15 protein-coding genes are annotated in these 16,310 nt (G+C 62.9%); all 15 read left to right on the top strand.

All coding sequences use genetic code 11. The features are described from left to right. Positions 1-12: 12 nt before the first annotated feature. Genes JAO74_RS05720 through JAO74_RS05650 form a run of 15 tightly spaced genes read left to right on the top strand, consistent with a single transcriptional unit; the run spans position 13 to position 16,307 of the window. Positions 13-1,227: an NADH-quinone oxidoreductase subunit D gene (locus JAO74_RS05720; RefSeq protein WP_233150724.1), complete on the top strand. Its 1,215-nt coding sequence runs from the start codon at positions 13-15 to the stop codon at positions 1,225-1,227. Further along, positions 1,227-1,895 (top strand): complex I 24 kDa subunit family protein, encoded by a 669-nt coding sequence (locus JAO74_RS05715; RefSeq protein ID WP_199036006.1) that lies wholly within the window; start codon positions 1,227-1,229, stop codon positions 1,893-1,895. Before JAO74_RS05720 ends, JAO74_RS05715 begins: the two co-directional genes overlap by 1 nt. Then, a complete protein-coding gene (gene nuoF, locus JAO74_RS05710; protein ID WP_199036004.1) occupies positions 1,895-3,208 on the top strand; it encodes an NADH-quinone oxidoreductase subunit NuoF in 1,314 nt (437 codons plus the stop codon). The genes JAO74_RS05715 and nuoF overlap by 1 nt, the downstream gene beginning before the upstream one ends. After that, positions 3,208-5,226: an NADH-quinone oxidoreductase subunit NuoG gene (nuoG, locus tag JAO74_RS05705; RefSeq protein WP_199036002.1), complete on the top strand. Its 2,019-nt coding sequence runs from the start codon at positions 3,208-3,210 to the stop codon at positions 5,224-5,226. Before nuoF ends, nuoG begins: the two co-directional genes overlap by 1 nt. Continuing rightward, positions 5,223-6,278 (top strand): NADH-quinone oxidoreductase subunit NuoH, encoded by a 1,056-nt coding sequence (gene nuoH, locus JAO74_RS05700; RefSeq protein ID WP_199035984.1) that lies wholly within the window; start codon positions 5,223-5,225, stop codon positions 6,276-6,278. Before nuoG ends, nuoH begins: the two co-directional genes overlap by 4 nt. Beyond that, positions 6,275-6,760 (top strand): NADH-quinone oxidoreductase subunit NuoI, encoded by a 486-nt coding sequence (gene nuoI / locus JAO74_RS05695; RefSeq protein ID WP_199035982.1) that lies wholly within the window; start codon positions 6,275-6,277, stop codon positions 6,758-6,760. The genes nuoH and nuoI overlap by 4 nt, the downstream gene beginning before the upstream one ends. A 46-nt stretch (positions 6,761-6,806) precedes the next feature. Beyond that, positions 6,807-7,418, top strand: a complete 612-nt coding sequence (locus JAO74_RS05690) for an NADH-quinone oxidoreductase subunit J (RefSeq protein ID WP_199035980.1) — start codon at positions 6,807-6,809, stop codon at positions 7,416-7,418. Beyond that, positions 7,415-7,720 (top strand): NADH-quinone oxidoreductase subunit NuoK, encoded by a 306-nt coding sequence (nuoK, locus tag JAO74_RS05685; protein WP_056525761.1) that lies wholly within the window; start codon positions 7,415-7,417, stop codon positions 7,718-7,720. Before JAO74_RS05690 ends, nuoK begins: the two co-directional genes overlap by 4 nt. A gap of 4 nt (positions 7,721-7,724) precedes the next feature. Then, entirely contained in the window at positions 7,725-9,812 is a 2,088-nt protein-coding gene (gene nuoL, locus JAO74_RS05680; RefSeq protein WP_199035978.1) for an NADH-quinone oxidoreductase subunit L, read from the top strand. A gap of 7 nt (positions 9,813-9,819) precedes the next feature. Further along, a complete protein-coding gene (locus JAO74_RS05675; protein ID WP_199035976.1) occupies positions 9,820-11,367 on the top strand; it encodes an NADH-quinone oxidoreductase subunit M in 1,548 nt (515 codons plus the stop codon). Then, a complete protein-coding gene (gene nuoN / locus JAO74_RS05670) occupies positions 11,367-12,815 on the top strand; it encodes an NADH-quinone oxidoreductase subunit NuoN (RefSeq protein ID WP_199035974.1) in 1,449 nt (482 codons plus the stop codon). The genes JAO74_RS05675 and nuoN overlap by 1 nt, the downstream gene beginning before the upstream one ends. A 4-nt stretch (positions 12,816-12,819) precedes the next feature. Further along, positions 12,820-13,542 (top strand): biotin--[acetyl-CoA-carboxylase] ligase, encoded by a 723-nt coding sequence (locus tag JAO74_RS05665; RefSeq protein WP_233150688.1) that lies wholly within the window; start codon positions 12,820-12,822, stop codon positions 13,540-13,542. Between the two features lie 7 nt (positions 13,543-13,549). Continuing rightward, positions 13,550-14,329, top strand: a complete 780-nt coding sequence (locus JAO74_RS05660) for a type III pantothenate kinase (RefSeq protein ID WP_199035972.1) — start codon at positions 13,550-13,552, stop codon at positions 14,327-14,329. A 53-nt stretch (positions 14,330-14,382) separates the two neighbouring features. After that, the gene (locus JAO74_RS05655) at positions 14,383-16,020 is read left to right on the top strand and encodes a ribonuclease J (protein WP_199035970.1); all 1,638 of its coding nucleotides are present in this window, start codon (positions 14,383-14,385) and stop codon (positions 16,018-16,020) included. A 5-nt stretch (positions 16,021-16,025) separates the two neighbouring features. Then, the gene (locus JAO74_RS05650; RefSeq protein ID WP_199035967.1) at positions 16,026-16,307 is read left to right on the top strand and encodes a DUF1467 family protein; all 282 of its coding nucleotides are present in this window, start codon (positions 16,026-16,028) and stop codon (positions 16,305-16,307) included. Positions 16,308-16,310 lie beyond the last annotated feature (3 nt).

Genomic DNA, 16,310 nt, shown 5'->3' with positions numbered 1-16,310 from the left:
CACGTCGACCAGATGCTGGGCCAGACCACGCCGTCCGATCCGACGACTGGCGATGTGACGATCCAGAACTACACGATCAACTTCGGTCCCCAGCATCCGGCGGCGCACGGCGTGTTGCGGCTTGTCATGGAGCTTGACGGCGAGATCGTCGAGCGAATCGATCCGCATATCGGCCTGCTCCACCGCGGCACCGAAAAGCTGATCGAATACAAGACGTACATGCAGGCTCTGCCGTATTTCGACCGGCTCGATTACTGCTCGCCACTGTGCATGGAGCACAGCTTCGTGCTGGCGATCGAGAAGCTGCTCGATCTGGAGGTGCCGGAGCGTGCGCAGTATCTGCGCGTGTTCTTCGCCGAACTGACGCGCATCTCCAACCACATGCTCAATCTCGGCAGCCATGTGATGGACGTCGGCGCGATGACGCCGAACCTGTGGTTGTTCGAAATCCGCGAAGACTGCATGAACTTTTTCGAGCGCATGTCGGGCGCGCGGATGCACCACAATTACCTGCGGCCGGGTGGCGTCCATCAGGATGTGCCGCTGAAGCTGCTGACGGATATCGGCGACTGGCTCGACACGCGTTTGCCGCGTCTGTTCGAGGACGCGATCAGCCTCGTTGCCGACAACCGCATCTTCAAGCAGCGCAACGTCGATATCGCGACGGTCAGCCGTGAGGATGCGATCGCCTGGGGCTTTTCGGGGCCTATGATCCGTGGATCGGGTATCCCGTGGGATCTGCGCAAGTCGCAGCCCTACGACGTCTATGCCAAGATGGAATTCGACATTCCCGTCGGCACACGTGGTGATTGCTATGATCGGTTCATGGTGCGCGTGGAAGAGGTTCGCCAGTCGGCGCGGATCATGAAGCAGTGCCTGCGCGACATGCCTGAGGGGCCGATCGCCAGCGACGATCGCAAGGTGGTACCGCCCAAGCGTGCCGAGATGAAGCGGTCGATGGAAGCGCTGATCCATCACTTCAAGCTGTATACTGAGGGATTCCACGTCCCGGCCGGCGAAGTATATGTCGCGACCGAAAGCCCCAAGGGTGAGTTCGGCGTGTTCCTGGTCGCCGACGGCACGAACAAACCGTATCGCTGCAAGATCCGGCCGACCGCCTTCTCACATCTGCAGGCGATGGACTTCATGAGCCGCGGCCACATGCTGGCGGATACGACCGCCATCCTGGGCGCGATGGATATCGTTTTTGGTGAGTGTGATCGCTGATGGCTGACGCCGTTCATATCCCCGACGAGGCCCAGACCCGCGCGCGCTGGGGCGCATTTGCGTGGAACGAGGAAAACCAGCGCAAGGCGAACGAGATTCTCGGTCGCTACCCTAAGGGTCGTGAGCAGTCGGCATCCATCCCGTTCCTGGATCTGGCGCAGCGTCAGGTCGGCGCGGAAACACAGACGCAGGGCTGGTTGCCGGTGCCGGTGATCGAATTCGTCGCCCGCGCCATCGGCGTGCCGTACATGCGCGTGTACGAAGTCGCGACTTTCTACACGATGTTCAATCTGGCGCCGGTCGGGCGCTATCACGTGCAGGTATGTGGCACGACGCCGTGCATGCTGGCGGGCAGCGACGATGTGCTGGCGGCGTGCAAGAACCGCGGCTTGGTGAAGGGCGGCACGACGCCCGACGGGCTGTTCACGCTAACCGAAGTCGAATGTCTGGGCACCTGCGCCAATGCGCCGATGGTCCAGATCAATGACGACAATTACGAAGACCTCGATTACGACCGTACCGTCGCGGTGCTGGAGGCGCTGGCCAATGGCGAGCATCCGGAACCGGGCTCGACGATCGGCCGGCGCGCGAGCTGCCCCGAGGGCGGCCCGACGTCGCTGCGCGAGATGGTCGATGCGAACCACGATTACCGGGGGGAGTGGGCGTAATGCTCGCCGATAAGGATCGCATCTTCACCAACGTCTATGGTTTCCAGTCCTGGAAGCTGGACGCGGCGCGTGCGCGCGGTGACTGGGACAATACGAAGGCGTTGCTGGAACTCGGCAACGACAAGATCATCGACGTCGTCAAGGCGTCGGGTCTGCGCGGCCGTGGCGGGGCGGGCTTTCCGACCGGCACGAAATGGTCGTTCATGCCCAAGGAACCGAAGGCGGAACGGCCGAACTTCCTGGTCATCAACGCCGACGAGTCCGAGCCCGGAAGTTGCAAGGATCGCGAGATCATCCGCCACGATCCGCATAAGCTGATCGAGGGTGCGCTGGTCGCGGGCTTCGCGATGCGCGCGCGGGCGGCCTATATCTACATCCGCGGCGAGTATATCCGTGAGGCCGAAACGCTGTTCGCGGCCGTGGCCGAAGCGTACGACGCTGGGCTGATCGGCAAGAACGCCTGCGGTTCGGGCTATGACTTCGACGTGTTCGTCCATCGCGGCGCGGGCGCGTATATCTGTGGCGAAGAGACCGCGATGCTCGAGTCGCTGGAAGGCAAGAAAGGCCAGCCGCGACTGAAGCCGCCATTCCCGGCCGGTGCCGGGCTGTATGGTTGCCCAACGACGGTCAACAACGTGGAATCGATCGCGGTCACCCCGACGATTCTGCGGCGCGGGGCCGAGTGGTTTTCCAGCTTCGGCGCGGAGAATAATCGCGGCACCAAGCTGTTCCAGATCAGCGGCCATGTAAACAAACCGTGCGTGGTCGAAGAGGCGATGTCGATCTCGTTCCGCGAATTGATCGAGACGCATTGCGGCGGCATTCGCGGCGGCTGGGATAATCTGCTGGCGGTGATCCCCGGTGGATCGTCGGTGCCGCTGGTGCCGGCCGCGCAGATCATGGACTGCGCGATGGATTTCGATGGGCTGAAGGCAGTCGGATCGGGTCTCGGCACGGCGGCGATCATCGTCATGGACAAATCGACCGACATCGTCCGCGCGATCAGCCGCATCAGCTATTTCTACAAGCATGAGAGCTGCGGCCAGTGCACGCCGTGCCGTGAGGGCACCGGCTGGATGTGGCGCGTGATGGAGCGGCTGCGCACCGGCGCCGCCGACCTGTCCGAGATCGATATGCTGCAGCAGGTGACCAAGCAGGTCGAGGGTCACTCGATCTGCGCACTGGGCGATGCCGCGGCGTGGCCCATCCAGGGGCTTATCAAACATTTCCGGCCCGAACTGGAGCGCCGGATCAACGAGCACAGCAACGTTAGGGGCGGCGATCTGTCCCCCATGCAGGAAGCTGCCGAATAATGCCCAAGCTGAAAGTAGACGGGATCGAGGTCGAGGTGCCGGCCGGCGCCACGGTCCTTCAGGCATGCGAAGCGGCGGGGAAGGAAATCCCGCGTTTCTGCTATCACGAACGCCTGTCGATCGCCGGCAATTGCCGCATGTGCCTGGTCGAGGTGAAGCCCGGGCCGCCCAAGCCGCAGGCATCCTGCGCCCTGCCGGCGGCGGACAATCAGGAAGTCTTCACGACTTCGCCGATGGTCAAGCATGCCCGTGAGGGCATCATGGAATTCCTGCTCATCAACCATCCGCTCGACTGCCCGATCTGCGATCAGGGCGGCGAGTGCGATCTGCAGGATCAGTCGGTAGCCTATGGCCGCGGCGCGTCGCGGTACGACGAGAACAAGCGTGCGGTGACCGAGAAATATATGGGTCCGATCGTGAAGACGATCATGACCCGCTGCATCCAGTGCACGCGCTGCATCCGCTTTGCGGAAGAAGTCGCGGGCGTGGAGGAGATCGGCGCGATCTATCGCGGCGAGAACATGCAAATCACCAGCTATCTCGAAGAGGCGGTGACGAGCGAACTGAGCGGCAACGTGGTTGATCTATGCCCGGTCGGGGCGTTGACGTCGAAACCCTACGCGTACGAAGCGCGGCCGTGGGAATTGCGCCGGACGCTGACGATCGACGTGATGGATGCGGTCGGCACCAACATCCGGCTCGACAGCCGTGGTCGGCAGGTGCTGCGCTGCGTGCCGCGGATCAACGAGGACGTGAACGAGGAATGGGCGTCGGACAAGACGCGCCATGCCGTCGATGGTCTGGTACGCCAGCGGCTCGACCGGCCGTTCGTCCGGCGTGACGGCAAGCTGGTCGCGGCGACGTGGGACGAGGCGTTTGCGGCGATTGCGGCGGTCGATCACGGTGGCAGTGTTGCAGCGGTCGCGGGCGATCTGGTTGATTGCGAGACGATGTATGCGGCCAAGGCACTCGTCCGCGCGCTCGGTTCCGATCTGCTTGAAGGCCGGCAGACGGGCATGGATTACGACACGTCGTCCATGGCGGCAGTGAATTTCAACACGACGATCGCCGGCACCGAAGATGCCGACGCGATCTTGCTGGTCGGCACCAATCTGCGTTGGGAAGCGCCGCTGGTGAACACGCGTGTTCGCAAGGCGATCAAGAAGGGCGCCAAGGTCTTCGCGGTCGGGCCGGAGACGGACCTGACGTACAAGCTGGAATGGCTGGGCGCTGACCTGTCGGTGCTGGGCGATTTGCCGGAAGCGGTGGTCAAGACCTTTGCCGACGCGAAGAAGCCGATGGTCATCGTCGGCGGCGCCGCGCTGAAGGGTGCGCATGGCGCGGCCCTGAAGCTGGTCGAAACGCTGGGGCTGGTGAAGGACGCCGCTTCGACGGGCTCAGGACAAGGCTGGAACGGCTTCAACGTCGTTCACATGGCCGCGTCCCGGATGGGCGGATTGATGCTGGGCTATGCACAGAAGGGCGGCATCGCCGACCTGACGCAGGCAAAGCTGACGTTCTTCCTGGGGGCGGACGAAGTTGATTTCAGCCGCTTCGGCGGGTTCAAGGTCTATGTCGGTCATCATGGCGACAAGGGCGCGGCGCACGCCGACGTCGTGTTGCCGGGTGTCAGCTATGCCGAGAAATCGGGCACCTGGGTCAATCTGGAAGGGCGCGTCCAGCGCGGTGAGCGGGCGGTGTTCGCGCCTGGCGACGCGCGCGACGACTGGAGCATTTTCCGGGCGTTGTCAGATACGATGGGCGTTACCTTGCCGTTCGATAGCTTCGCGGGCGTTCGCGAGGCCATGTGCGCAGAAGTGCCGGCGCTGCGCGAGCAGGGACTGGTGACGTTCGACTGGGCGATGCCGGCCATCGACGGCAAGGCGTCGGGCGTGCTGGAGGGTTATCCGATCAAGGATTTCTATCTGACCAACGCAATCTGCCGGGCGAGTCCGACGATGCAGCGCTGCTCGGCCGAGCTGATCCATGGCGAGACGTTCGCGGAGGCCGCGGAGTGACAAGTTTCTTCAACACGACGGTCGGCCTTCCCTATGGCTGGGCATGGTTCATCGCGACCATCGTCGGCATATTGGCGATCGCCCTGCCGCTGATGCTGGCGGTGGCGATGATCATCTATGCCGACCGCAAGATCTGGGCGGCGATGGCGTTGCGCCGTGGCCCCAATGTCATTGGTCCCTTTGGATTACTTCAATCGTTCGCGGACGGCCTGAAGGTTTTCCTTCAGGAAACGATCATTCCATCCGCTGCGAACAAGGGACTGTTCCTGATCGCGCCGATTATCACCTTCACGGTCGCGTTGATCGTGTGGGCGGTGGTGCCGTTCCAGGCGGGCGTGGTGCTGGCCGACATCAATGTCGGATTGCTGTACGTGCTCGCGGCGTCGTCGCTGGGCGTCTACGGGATCATCCTCGCAGGCTGGGCATCAAACTCCAAATATCCGTTCTACTCGGCCCTTCGCGCGGCTGCGCAGATGGTCAGCTATGAAGTCGCGATCGGGTTCATCCTGATCTCGGTCGTGTTGTGGTCGGGTACGTTCAATCTCAGCGGCATCGTGATGGCCCAGAAGGGCGTGCTGAACACGCCGATCAACGGCTTCTTCCTCAATCCGCTGCTGTTCCCGATGGCGATCATGTTCCTGATCTCGTCTCTGGCCGAAACGCAGCGTGCGCCGTTCGATCTGACCGAGGCGGAATCTGAACTGGTCGCCGGATATCAGACCGAATATTCGTCGATGAGCTTTGCGCTCTACTGGTTGGGCGAATACGCCAACGTCATCCTGATGTGCGTGCTGAACGCGACGCTGTTCTGGGGCGGCTGGTTGCCGCCGCTCGACTGGGCGCCGCTCTATGCCGTGCCGGGGATCATCTGGCTGTTCGCCAAGATGATGTTCTTCTTTTTCGTGTTCAGCTGGATCAAGGCGACCGTGCCACGGTACCGCTATGATCAGTTGATGCGACTGGGTTGGAAGATTTTTCTGCCCGTGTCGCTATTCTGGGTTTTCCTCGTGTCGGGCGTCCTGATGTGGATGCGCGTAGGATTCGGGTCATGAGCGTCGCGCAGATCATCAAGTCGTTTACGCTGTGGGAGTTCGTGAAGGCGCACGCGCTGACGCTGCGATACTTCTTCAAGGCGAAGGCGACGATCAATTATCCGTACGAGCGCAATCCGGTCAGCCCGCGCTTTCGGGGCGAGCACGCCCTGCGCCGCTATCCGAACGGCGAGGAACGCTGCATCGCATGTAAGTTGTGCGAAGCGGTTTGCCCGGCGCAGGCGATCACGATCGAGGCGGAACCGCGTGACGACGGCAGCCGTCGCACGACCCGGTACGACATCGACATGACCAAATGCATCTATTGCGGCCTGTGTCAGGAAGCGTGCCCGGTGGATGCCATCGTCGAGGGGCCGAATTACGAGTATTCGACCGAGACGCGGGAAGAATTGATCTACGACAAGTCTAAGCTGCTCGATAATGGCGATCGTTGGGAGCGTACGCTCGCAGCGAACCTTGCCGCCGACGCGCCGTACCGTTAATGCGCGCCCTCGTTCGTTCCAGCGGTAGGCAAGGGGGCCTCACCGAGTGATTCAGGCAATCGCCTTTTATCTGTTCGCCTTCGTGGTGATCCTGTCGGGTGCGTTGACGATCGCGTCGCGCAATCCGGTGCATTCGGTCATGTGGCTGATCCTGGCGTTCTTCAACGCGGCGGGCCTGATGGTGCTCGTCGGCGCGGAGTTCATCGCGATGCTGCTGGTCATCGTCTACGTCGGGGCGGTCGCCGTGCTGTTCCTGTTCGTGGTGATGATGCTCGACATCGATTTTGCCGAACTACGGGCGGGTGTCGCGCGATATGCGGGCATCGGTCTGGCCGTCGCCGTTGCGCTCGCGGCCGAGGTGATGATCGCGGTGGGTGCGTGGAGTGCCGGCAAGATTGATCTGACGCGCCGGGTGGCGCCGGTCGATCCGGCGATGCCGAACATCCAGGCGATCGGCACGCTGCTATACACGCGATATGTGTTCATCTTCGAGGCGGCGGGCTTCGTTCTGCTCGTCGCGATGATTGGAGCGATCGTGCTGACCCATCGTGAACGGTCGGGTTCGCGTTTCCAGAACGTTGCGCGCCAGAATGCGCGTCGGCCACAGGATGCGACGCGCAACGTCCAGCCGCCCGTGGGGCAGGGGGTCCAGCTGTGATTGGGATGGTCCATTATCTGGTCGTCTCGGCGATCCTGTTCACCATGGGGGTGCTGGGCATCTTCGTGAACCGCAAGAACCTGATCGTCATCCTGATGGCGATCGAGTTGATCCTGCTGGCGGTGAACATCAACTTCGTCGCCTTCTCGTCCTACCTCGGCGATCTCGTCGGGCAGGTGTTCGCGATGTTCGTGCTGACCGTTGCCGCTGGCGAGGCAGCGATCGGACTTGCCATTCTCGTGATCTATTTCCGTGGCCGCGGCACCATCGCGGTCGACGACGTCAACCGGATGAAGGGGTAAACGGTTGATCCTTCTGATCGTCTTCCTGCCGCTACTTGCTGCGGCGATCGCGGGGCTGGGCAACAAGTCGCTTGGCTTCCTGCCGACGAAGCTACTGACTACGGGCGCGCTGTTCGTGTCGTGCGCGCTGTCATGGCCGATCTTCATCGGCTTCCTGTCGGGGTCTTCGGCCGCCAGCGTGACGCCGGTTCTGACATGGATCGTGTCGGGCAACATGAGCGTCGACTGGGCGCTGCGTGTCGATGCGCTGACGGCGGTGATGCTGGTCGTCATCACCAGCGTCTCCGCGCTCGTCCATCTCTATAGCTGGGGCTATATGAGCGAGGACCCGGATCAGCCGCGGTTCTTCGCCTATCTGTCCCTGTTCACCTTCGCGATGCTGATGCTGGTGACGGCGGACAGCCTGGTGCAGATGTTCTTCGGCTGGGAAGGCGTCGGTCTGGCGTCTTACCTGCTGATCGGTTTTTGGTTCCGCAAACCGACCGCCAATGCCGCGGCGATTAAGGCGTTCGTGGTCAACCGCGTTGGTGATCTCGGCTTCATGCTGGGCATCTTCGGCACGTTCCTCGTGTTCGGCACGGTGTCGATCCCGGATATCCTGGCGGCAGCGCCGGGCATGGCGGGATCGACGATCGGTTTTCTCGGCCATCGGCTGGATACGATGACTATCCTGTGCCTGCTTCTGTTCGTCGGTGCGATGGGCAAGTCTGCACAGTTGGGGCTGCACACGTGGTTGCCGGATGCGATGGAGGGGCCGACCCCGGTGTCGGCGCTGATCCATGCCGCGACCATGGTTACCGCCGGCGTGTTCATGGTGTGCCGCCTGTCGCCGATGTTTGAGGTGGCGCCTGTCGCTCTCGACGTCGTGCGCTTCGTCGGCGCCGCGACGTGCCTGTTCGCGGCGACGTGCGGGCTGGTGCAGACGGATATCAAGCGAGTGATCGCCTATTCGACCTGCTCGCAGCTTGGTTACATGTTCTTCGCGGCGGGCGTCGGCGCCTATGGCGCGGCCATGTTCCATCTGTTCACCCACGCCTTCTTCAAGGCGCTGTTGTTCCTGGGCGCCGGCTCGGTGATCCATGCGATGCACCATGAGCAGGACATGCGCTATTATGGCGGCCTGCGGAAAGAGATTCCGGTGACGTTCTGGGCGATGATGATGGGTACGCTGGCGATCACCGGCGTCGGTCTTCCCGCCGTATTCGGCAATCCGCTTGGTATCGGTTTCGCTGGTTTCCATTCGAAGGATGCGATCATCGAAGCGGGCTGGGCGGCGGGGCAGCCGGGCGTATGGTTCGTCGGCGTTCTCGTCGCGGCGATCACCAGCTTCTACTCATGGCGCCTGATGTTCCTGACCTTCTGGGGCAAGCCGCGCTGGGCTGCGTCCGAACACATCCAGCATGCGCTGCACGACGCGCATGGTCACGGCGATCATGGCGAGACGCACAACCCGCACCCGATCAACGAGGACTCTGGCGAGGCTCCGCATGTCCATGGTCCGGCCGCGCATGACCTGCCGACGGGTACGGGCGGCTATCATCCGCATGAGAGCCCAGCGCCGATCCTGATCCCGCTGGTCATCCTGTCGATCGGCGCGATCGCGGCCGGCTTCGTTTTCCACGGCTATTTCATCGAACCCGAATCCGGGGAGCGCTTCTGGCGTGGTGCTATCGCGTTCCGCGAGCATCTGATGCATTCGATGCATGAGGTGCCGGTGACGATTAAATTGTCGGCGACGATCGCGATGCTGTTGGGGCTGCTCTCTGCTTGGTACGCCTATATCCGCAATACCGAATTCCCGGTCGCCATGGCGGCGCAATTCCGGGTGTTGTACGGGTTCCTGCTGCACAAATGGTATTTCGACGAACTCTACCATCTCATCTTCGTGCGTCCCGCCTTCGCGATCGGCCGTTTGCTGTGGCATCGCGGTGACGAGCAGACGATCGATCGGTTCGGACCCAATGGCTCGGCCTGGCTGGTCCAATGGGGTGCGCGCGGCGCGGCCAAGCTTCAATCGGGGTATCTCTATTCCTATGCCTTCGTCATGTTGATCGGGCTGACCGCCGCGGTCACCTGGGCCATTGCGGGTTGATCGGCTGATGGACGGCTTTCCTATTCTTTCCGTCATGCTCGCGATCCCGGCCATCGCCGCGGTCGCCTGCCTGTTCCTGTCCGCCAATGCCGCTCGCTGGACGGCGCTGATCGCGACGTTCATCGATCTGGCGCTGGGCATTGTGCTCTGGACCCAGTTCGATATCGGTGGACCGCAATGGCAGTTCGTCGAGCAGGGCGTCCGGCTCGGCTTTTTCGGGTGGGATCTGGGCATTGACGGTTTCGCGTTGCTGCTCATCATGCTCAGCGTTTTCCTGATGCCGATCTGTATCGGTGCCAGCTGGCGTTCGGTCACCAACCGCGTTCCGGAGTATATGGCGGCGTTCCTGCTGACCGAGGTGCTGATGATCGGCACCTTCGCGGCGCAGGACCTGTTCCTGTTCTACCTGTTCTTCGAAGCCGGCCTGATCCCGATGTATCTCATCATCGGCATCTGGGGCGGCGCGAACCGGATTTACGCCTCGTACAAGTTCTTCCTGTATACACTGCTCGGATCGCTCCTGATGCTGGTCGCGATGCTGTACATGGCGGGGACGGCGGGGACGTCGAGCATCCCGGCGTTGCAGGCTTATGATTTCCCGGCCGATGTGCAGACATGGTTGTGGCTGGCGTTCTTCGCGTCCTTCGCGGTGAAGATGCCGATGTGGCCGGTCCACACCTGGTTGCCCGATGCGCACGTGCAGGCGCCGACGGCGGGATCGGTCATTCTGGCGGGCGTCCTGTTGAAGCTGGGCGGTTACGGTTTCCTGCGCTTCAGCTTGCCGATGTTCCCGGAAGCCTCCGGTCAATTGACATGGTTGATCTTCGCCTTGTCGGCGGTCGCGGTGATCTACACCTCGCTCGTCGCGCTGGTGCAGGCTGATATGAAGAAGCTGATCGCCTATTCCTCGGTCGCGCACATGGCGATCGTGACGATCGGACTGTTCGCCTTCAACCGTCAGGGTATCGAGGGCGCGATGGTCATGATGCTGAGCCACGGCCTGGTATCGGGTGCGTTGTTCCTGTGCGTCGGCGTGATCTATGATCGGCTGCATACCCGCGAGATCGCCCGCTATGGCGGCCTCAGCATCAACATGCCGCGCTATGCGATCCTGTTCCTGTTCTTCACGATGGCATCGATCGGCTTGCCCGGCACCAGCGGCTTCGTCGCAGAGTTCCTGGCCTTGATGGGTGCGTATCAGATCTCGACGTGGACAGCGCTGTTGTGCACGACCGGGATCATCCTGGGGGCGGCGTATATGCTCTATCTGTACCGGCGTATCGCCTATGGCGAGATCACGTCGGACGAGGTCCGGGGCATGTCCGATCTATCGACCCGCGAGTTGTGGTTGCTGGCGCCGATCGCCGCAGTTGTGTTGTGGATGGGTGTATACCCTGAAAGCTTCATGGCCCCGATGCGGAAGGACGTCGCGGTTTTGTTGCAACGGATCGACCGGGCAACGCCAGTGAGTGATTCACGACCGACCGCGGGCAATCCGGCTGCCGCCGCGGCGCAGGCTCCAGAGCATCACGAGACGCCCGGGGAGGCGCACTAATGGATTACGCCGCCAATCTGGCGATGACGCTGCCTGAAGTCGTATTGGGACTGGGGGCGGTCGCCTTGATGCTGGTGTCGGCCTGGGGTGGTCCCGGATCGACCCGCGTGGTGTCATGGGCCGCCGTTGCCGTGCTGTTCGGCGCTGCGATCGCATTGACCGGCCCCGCCGGATCGGGCGGGGTCGCATTCGATGGACTGTACCGGGCGGACGCCTTCTCCACTTTTGCCAAGATACTGATCTATATCGCGACCGCCGTTGCCGTGTTGATGGCGCCGGGATTCTTCCAGCGGACGTCGGGTGACGATCTGCGGCCGGAATACCCGGTGCTGCTGCTGTTGTCGGCGGCAGGCATGGGAATGATGGTGTCGGCGGCAGATCTGCTGACGCTGTATGTCGGTCTCGAACTGCAGAGCCTGTCGGCCTATGTGCTGGCCAGCTTCATGCGGCGCGACGCGCGATCGGCGGAAGCGGGCCTGAAATATTTTGTGCTGGGCGCGCTGGCCAGCGGCATCCTGCTTTACGGAATCAGTCTGGTTTACGGCTTCTCCGGCACGACGCAGTTCGATGGGATCGCCGATGTCTATGGCGCGGGCCGGTCGATGGGGCTGTTGTTCGGGCTGGTGTTCATCTTCGCCGGTATCGCGTTCAAGATGTCGGCGGTTCCGTTCCACATGTGGACGCCCGATGTGTACGAGGGCGCGCCGACGCCGGTGACGGCATTCTTCGCGTCGGCACCCAAGGTCGCGGCGATCGGTCTCGGTATCCGGGTGGCGATCGAGGCGATGGGGCCGGCGCTGGATCAGTGGCGCCAGATCGTGATCTTCGCAGCGCTGGCATCTATCCTGCTCGGTGCGGTTGCCGCGATCGGCCAGAGCAACATCAAGCGTCTGCTCGCTTATTCGTCGATCAACAATGTCGGGTTTGCGCTGATCGGTCTTGCGGCCGGTACGCCGGAGGGTGTGGCCGGTGTGCTCACCTATCTGGCGATCTATGTCGCGATGACGCTGGGCAGCTTTCTGGTCGTGCTGCAGATGCGCGATGCCGATGGTCAACCGGTGGAGAGCATCGTCAGCCTGTCCGGCATGTCGCGGACGCGTCCGGCGCTGGCGGCGGCGATGGCGATGTTCATGTTCTCGCTGGCCGGCATCCCGCCGCTCTTTGGTTTCTACGCCAAGTTCGCGGTGTTCGATGCGGCGGTGAAGGCGGGGCTGTTTCCGCTGGCGGCGGTCGGCATCGCGGCATCGACGATCGGTGCCTATTATTATCTGCGGGTGGTGAAGACGATGTACTTCGACGAGCCGGCACCCGCCTTCGTCAAAGGTGATGAAGGTCCGTTGCAGGGTGGTCTGATCGCCGTCGCGGCGGTCATCGTGTCGCCGCTCGGTTATCTGACGATCCCGCTGCTGGGAGCGTGGAGCATCGCGGCGGCACGCGCGCTGTTCTGATCGTATGATGGCGGGGCAAGCGGTGATCCGCACCGTCGCCTCGACGGGATCGACCAATGCGGACATGGCTGTGTTGGCGCGGAGCGGGACAGCGGATGGCTCTTGGTTGCGTGCGGATGCCCAGACCGCAGGTCGCGGCCGGCAGGGACGGGAATGGACGTCGTCCGCCGGCAATTTCTACGCGAGCAATCTGGTCCGGCTGCGACCGGCCGATCCTCCGGCCGCCACTTTGGCGCTCGTTGCGGCAGTGGCGCTGGACGAGGCGGTGGTCACGTTCCTCGGGAACGGCGGCGGCTGGCGGCTGAAATGGCCGAACGACCTGCTGTTGGGCGGTGCCAAGCTCAGTGGCATTCTGTTGGAACGGGCAGATGACGCCGTGGTAATCGGCATCGGTGTCAATCTGATGCATCATCCCGATTTTGCGGATCGACCGACAACAAGTCTGGCTGCGCACGGTGTTGCGGTCACACCTGCCGATTTTCTGGATGTGCTGGCCGAGGCGATGGCCCGGTGGATCGGGCGCTGGCGCGGCAAAGGGCTGGCCGTGGTGCGGGCAAGCTGGCTGGAACGGGCGCATCCGCCCGGCACTGCGCTGACTGCTCGATTACCCGATGGCACCGCGATCGACGGGCTGTTCGACGGACTGGACGCTGGCGGTGCGTTGATCCTGCGCTTGGCGGGTGGCGAGCGGCGTGTCATCCACGCAGCCGACGTCTTCCTGATCTGAGGTTCCCATGCTGCTCGCGATCGATGCCGGTAATACCAACATCGTCTTCGCCCTGGTGGCGGGGCGGGACATCAAGGCACGCTGGCGGATCGCAACCGACCCGCGCCGTACGGCGGACGAATATGCCGTCTGGCTGAGCCAGTTGCTGGCGCTGGAAGGTTATGCCCGCAGCGACGTCGACGCGGTGATCGTCGCCACGGTGGTGCCGCGCGCGCTGCACAATCTCCAAGTGCTGAGCCAGAAATACTTCGGCACCGAGGCGCTGATCGCCGGTCAGGCGCCGGTCGAATGGGGCATCGCCATCGATGTCGACGAACCCGCATCGCTTGGCGCGGATCGCGCGGTCAATACGATCGCGGCACATGCGCTCCATGCGGGCGACCTGATCGTGATCGACTTCGGCACCGCCGCAACGTTCGACGTCAGCGACTATACCGGCGCGTATAAGGGCGGGATCATCGCGCCGGGGATAAACCTGTCGCTCGATGCCCTCGTCACCGCCGCCGCCAAGCTGCCACGCATCGCCATCGAGGCACCGTCATCTGCCAGCGTGATCGGCCGCAACACCGTCGACCAGATGCATATCGGTATCTATTGGGGCTATATCGCGATGATCGAAGGACTGGTCTCGCGCATGAAGGCGGAGGTCGGGCGGCCGGTAAAGGTCATCGCCACCGGCGGCCTCGCCACTTTATTCGAGCGTCATACCAAGGTGTTCGACGCGATCGAGCCCGATCTGACCATCCAGGGGCTGGCGATGATGTGGGAAAAGGCCCATATACGCTGAACCACGCCCGCGCCGGGCGACCATCCGGTGCTTCCCTTATCTGAAAGTTTTGAATGACTCCGAAGAACGAACTCCTTTTCTGCGCCCTTGGCGGCTCGGGCGAGATCGGTATGAACGTCAACCTGTACGGTTGCCGTGGCAAATGGTTGATGGTGGACTGCGGGATCACTTTTGCCGACCCCGCCTATCCCGGCATCGACGTGATCCTCCCCGACCTGCAATTCATCGAAGACCGCATCGACGATCTCGTCGGCATCGTCCTGACGCATGGTCATGAGGATCATATCGGCGCGTTGCCGTATCTTGCCGAGGATCTCGGCGTGCCGCTGTATGCCACGCCGTTCACCGCAGGCCTGATCCGCGGCAAGCTGGACGAGGAAGGCATCGCCGACCGCGTGAAGCTGAAGCTGGTGAAATACGGCGAGCGGGTCGACATCAAACCGTTCGGCGTCACCTTCGTCCCCATGTCGCATTCGATCCCAGAGGCATCGGCGCTGGTGATCGATACGCCCGAAGGCAAGGTTTTCCATTCGGGCGACTGGAAGCTCGATGCGACGCCGGTACTCGGTAATCCGGCCAGCCCCGAGGAACTGACGGCGATCGGCGACAAGGGCATCGATGTCCTCGTTTGTGATTCGACGAACATCTTCAACAAGGACGCGTCCGGCTCGGAAGCCAGTGTGCGCGTCGGATTGGCGGAGACGGTCGGTCGGGCCAAGGGACGGGTGCTCGTCACGTCGTTCGCATCCAACGCGGCCCGGTTGCATACGCTGGGGCAGGTCGCACGCGAAACCGGGCGGCGCTTATGCGTCGCCGGCCGCTCGCTCGATCGTATCCTGAAGGTGGCGAAGGCCACCGGCTATCTCCAGGATTTCCCCGAGACGATCGACCCCGAAGCGGCGATGCGGTTGCCGCGCAACAAGGTGCTGATCGTCGCGACCGGTGGTCAGGGCGAAGCACGCGCCGCACTGTCGCGAGTGGCGGAGGGGTCGCACCCGATCTCGCTCGATGCGGGCGATGCGGTGATCTTCTCGTCCAAGCAGATACCCGGTAACGAGGTGGCGATCGGTCGTATCCAGAATCTGCTCGCCGCGCGTGGCGTCGAGATGATCACCGAGCGTCAGGCGCATGTTCACGTGTCGGGGCATCCCGGCCGACCGGAACTCGCCAAGATGTACGAATGGCTGCGGCCCGAAGTGCTGGTCCCCGTTCATGGCGAAGTGCGTCATATGATGGAACATGCCCGTTATGGCCTGTCCAAGGGCGTGCCGAAGACGATCGTGCAGAGCAACGGCGATATCGTCCGGTTGCTGCCGGGTGGTCCCAAGAAGCTGGGCAACGCGCCGATCGGTCGACTGGTGCTCGACGGCGATGTGATCCTGCCGGCGGATGGTTCGACCATCAACGAGCGTCGCAAACTGGCATTGAACGGTCAGATTTCAGTCGCGCTTGCGATCGGTCGTGATGGCCGTGCGGTCGGTCGCCCACAGGTCCGTTTGCAGGGCGTGCCGGTTGAGGACGAGCGTCAGGCATTCGTCGACGACGCGATCGATGCCGCGGCACAGGCGGTACGGGGCGGCAAGCGCGGTATCGATCGCACGCGTGAGGATGTGCGCCTCGCCGTGCGCAAGGTCGCGACGCGCTGGACCGGTAAGAAGCCCATCGTCGACGTCCTGCTGATCGAGGCCTGAGGCTCGTGCGCTGGACCTCGGCGCTGGCGATCTACGTCCTGTTCTGGTCGTTTTCGGTTTTTCTCGTGCTGCCGTTCGGGGTCCGGACGACGCACGAGGCCGGGGGCGAGCATATTCCCGGTACCGCCGAAAGCGCCCCGCACGAATTTCGCGCGGGGCGGATCGCGTGGCGGGTGACGATCGTGGCGACGATATTGTTCGTGCTGTTCCAGCTGAATTATCACTATGGCTGGGTGACGCCGCGCGATGTCGATCTGTTCGGCCGGATGGACATGGAAACGCGGTAGGAG

This window comes from Sphingomonas mollis (assembly GCF_016427505.1).
Lineage (GTDB): Bacteria > Pseudomonadota > Alphaproteobacteria > Sphingomonadales > Sphingomonadaceae > Sphingomonas > Sphingomonas mollis.
Note: the sequence above shows the minus strand (reverse complement) of the source record. Positions and strands in the feature narration are given on the sequence as shown.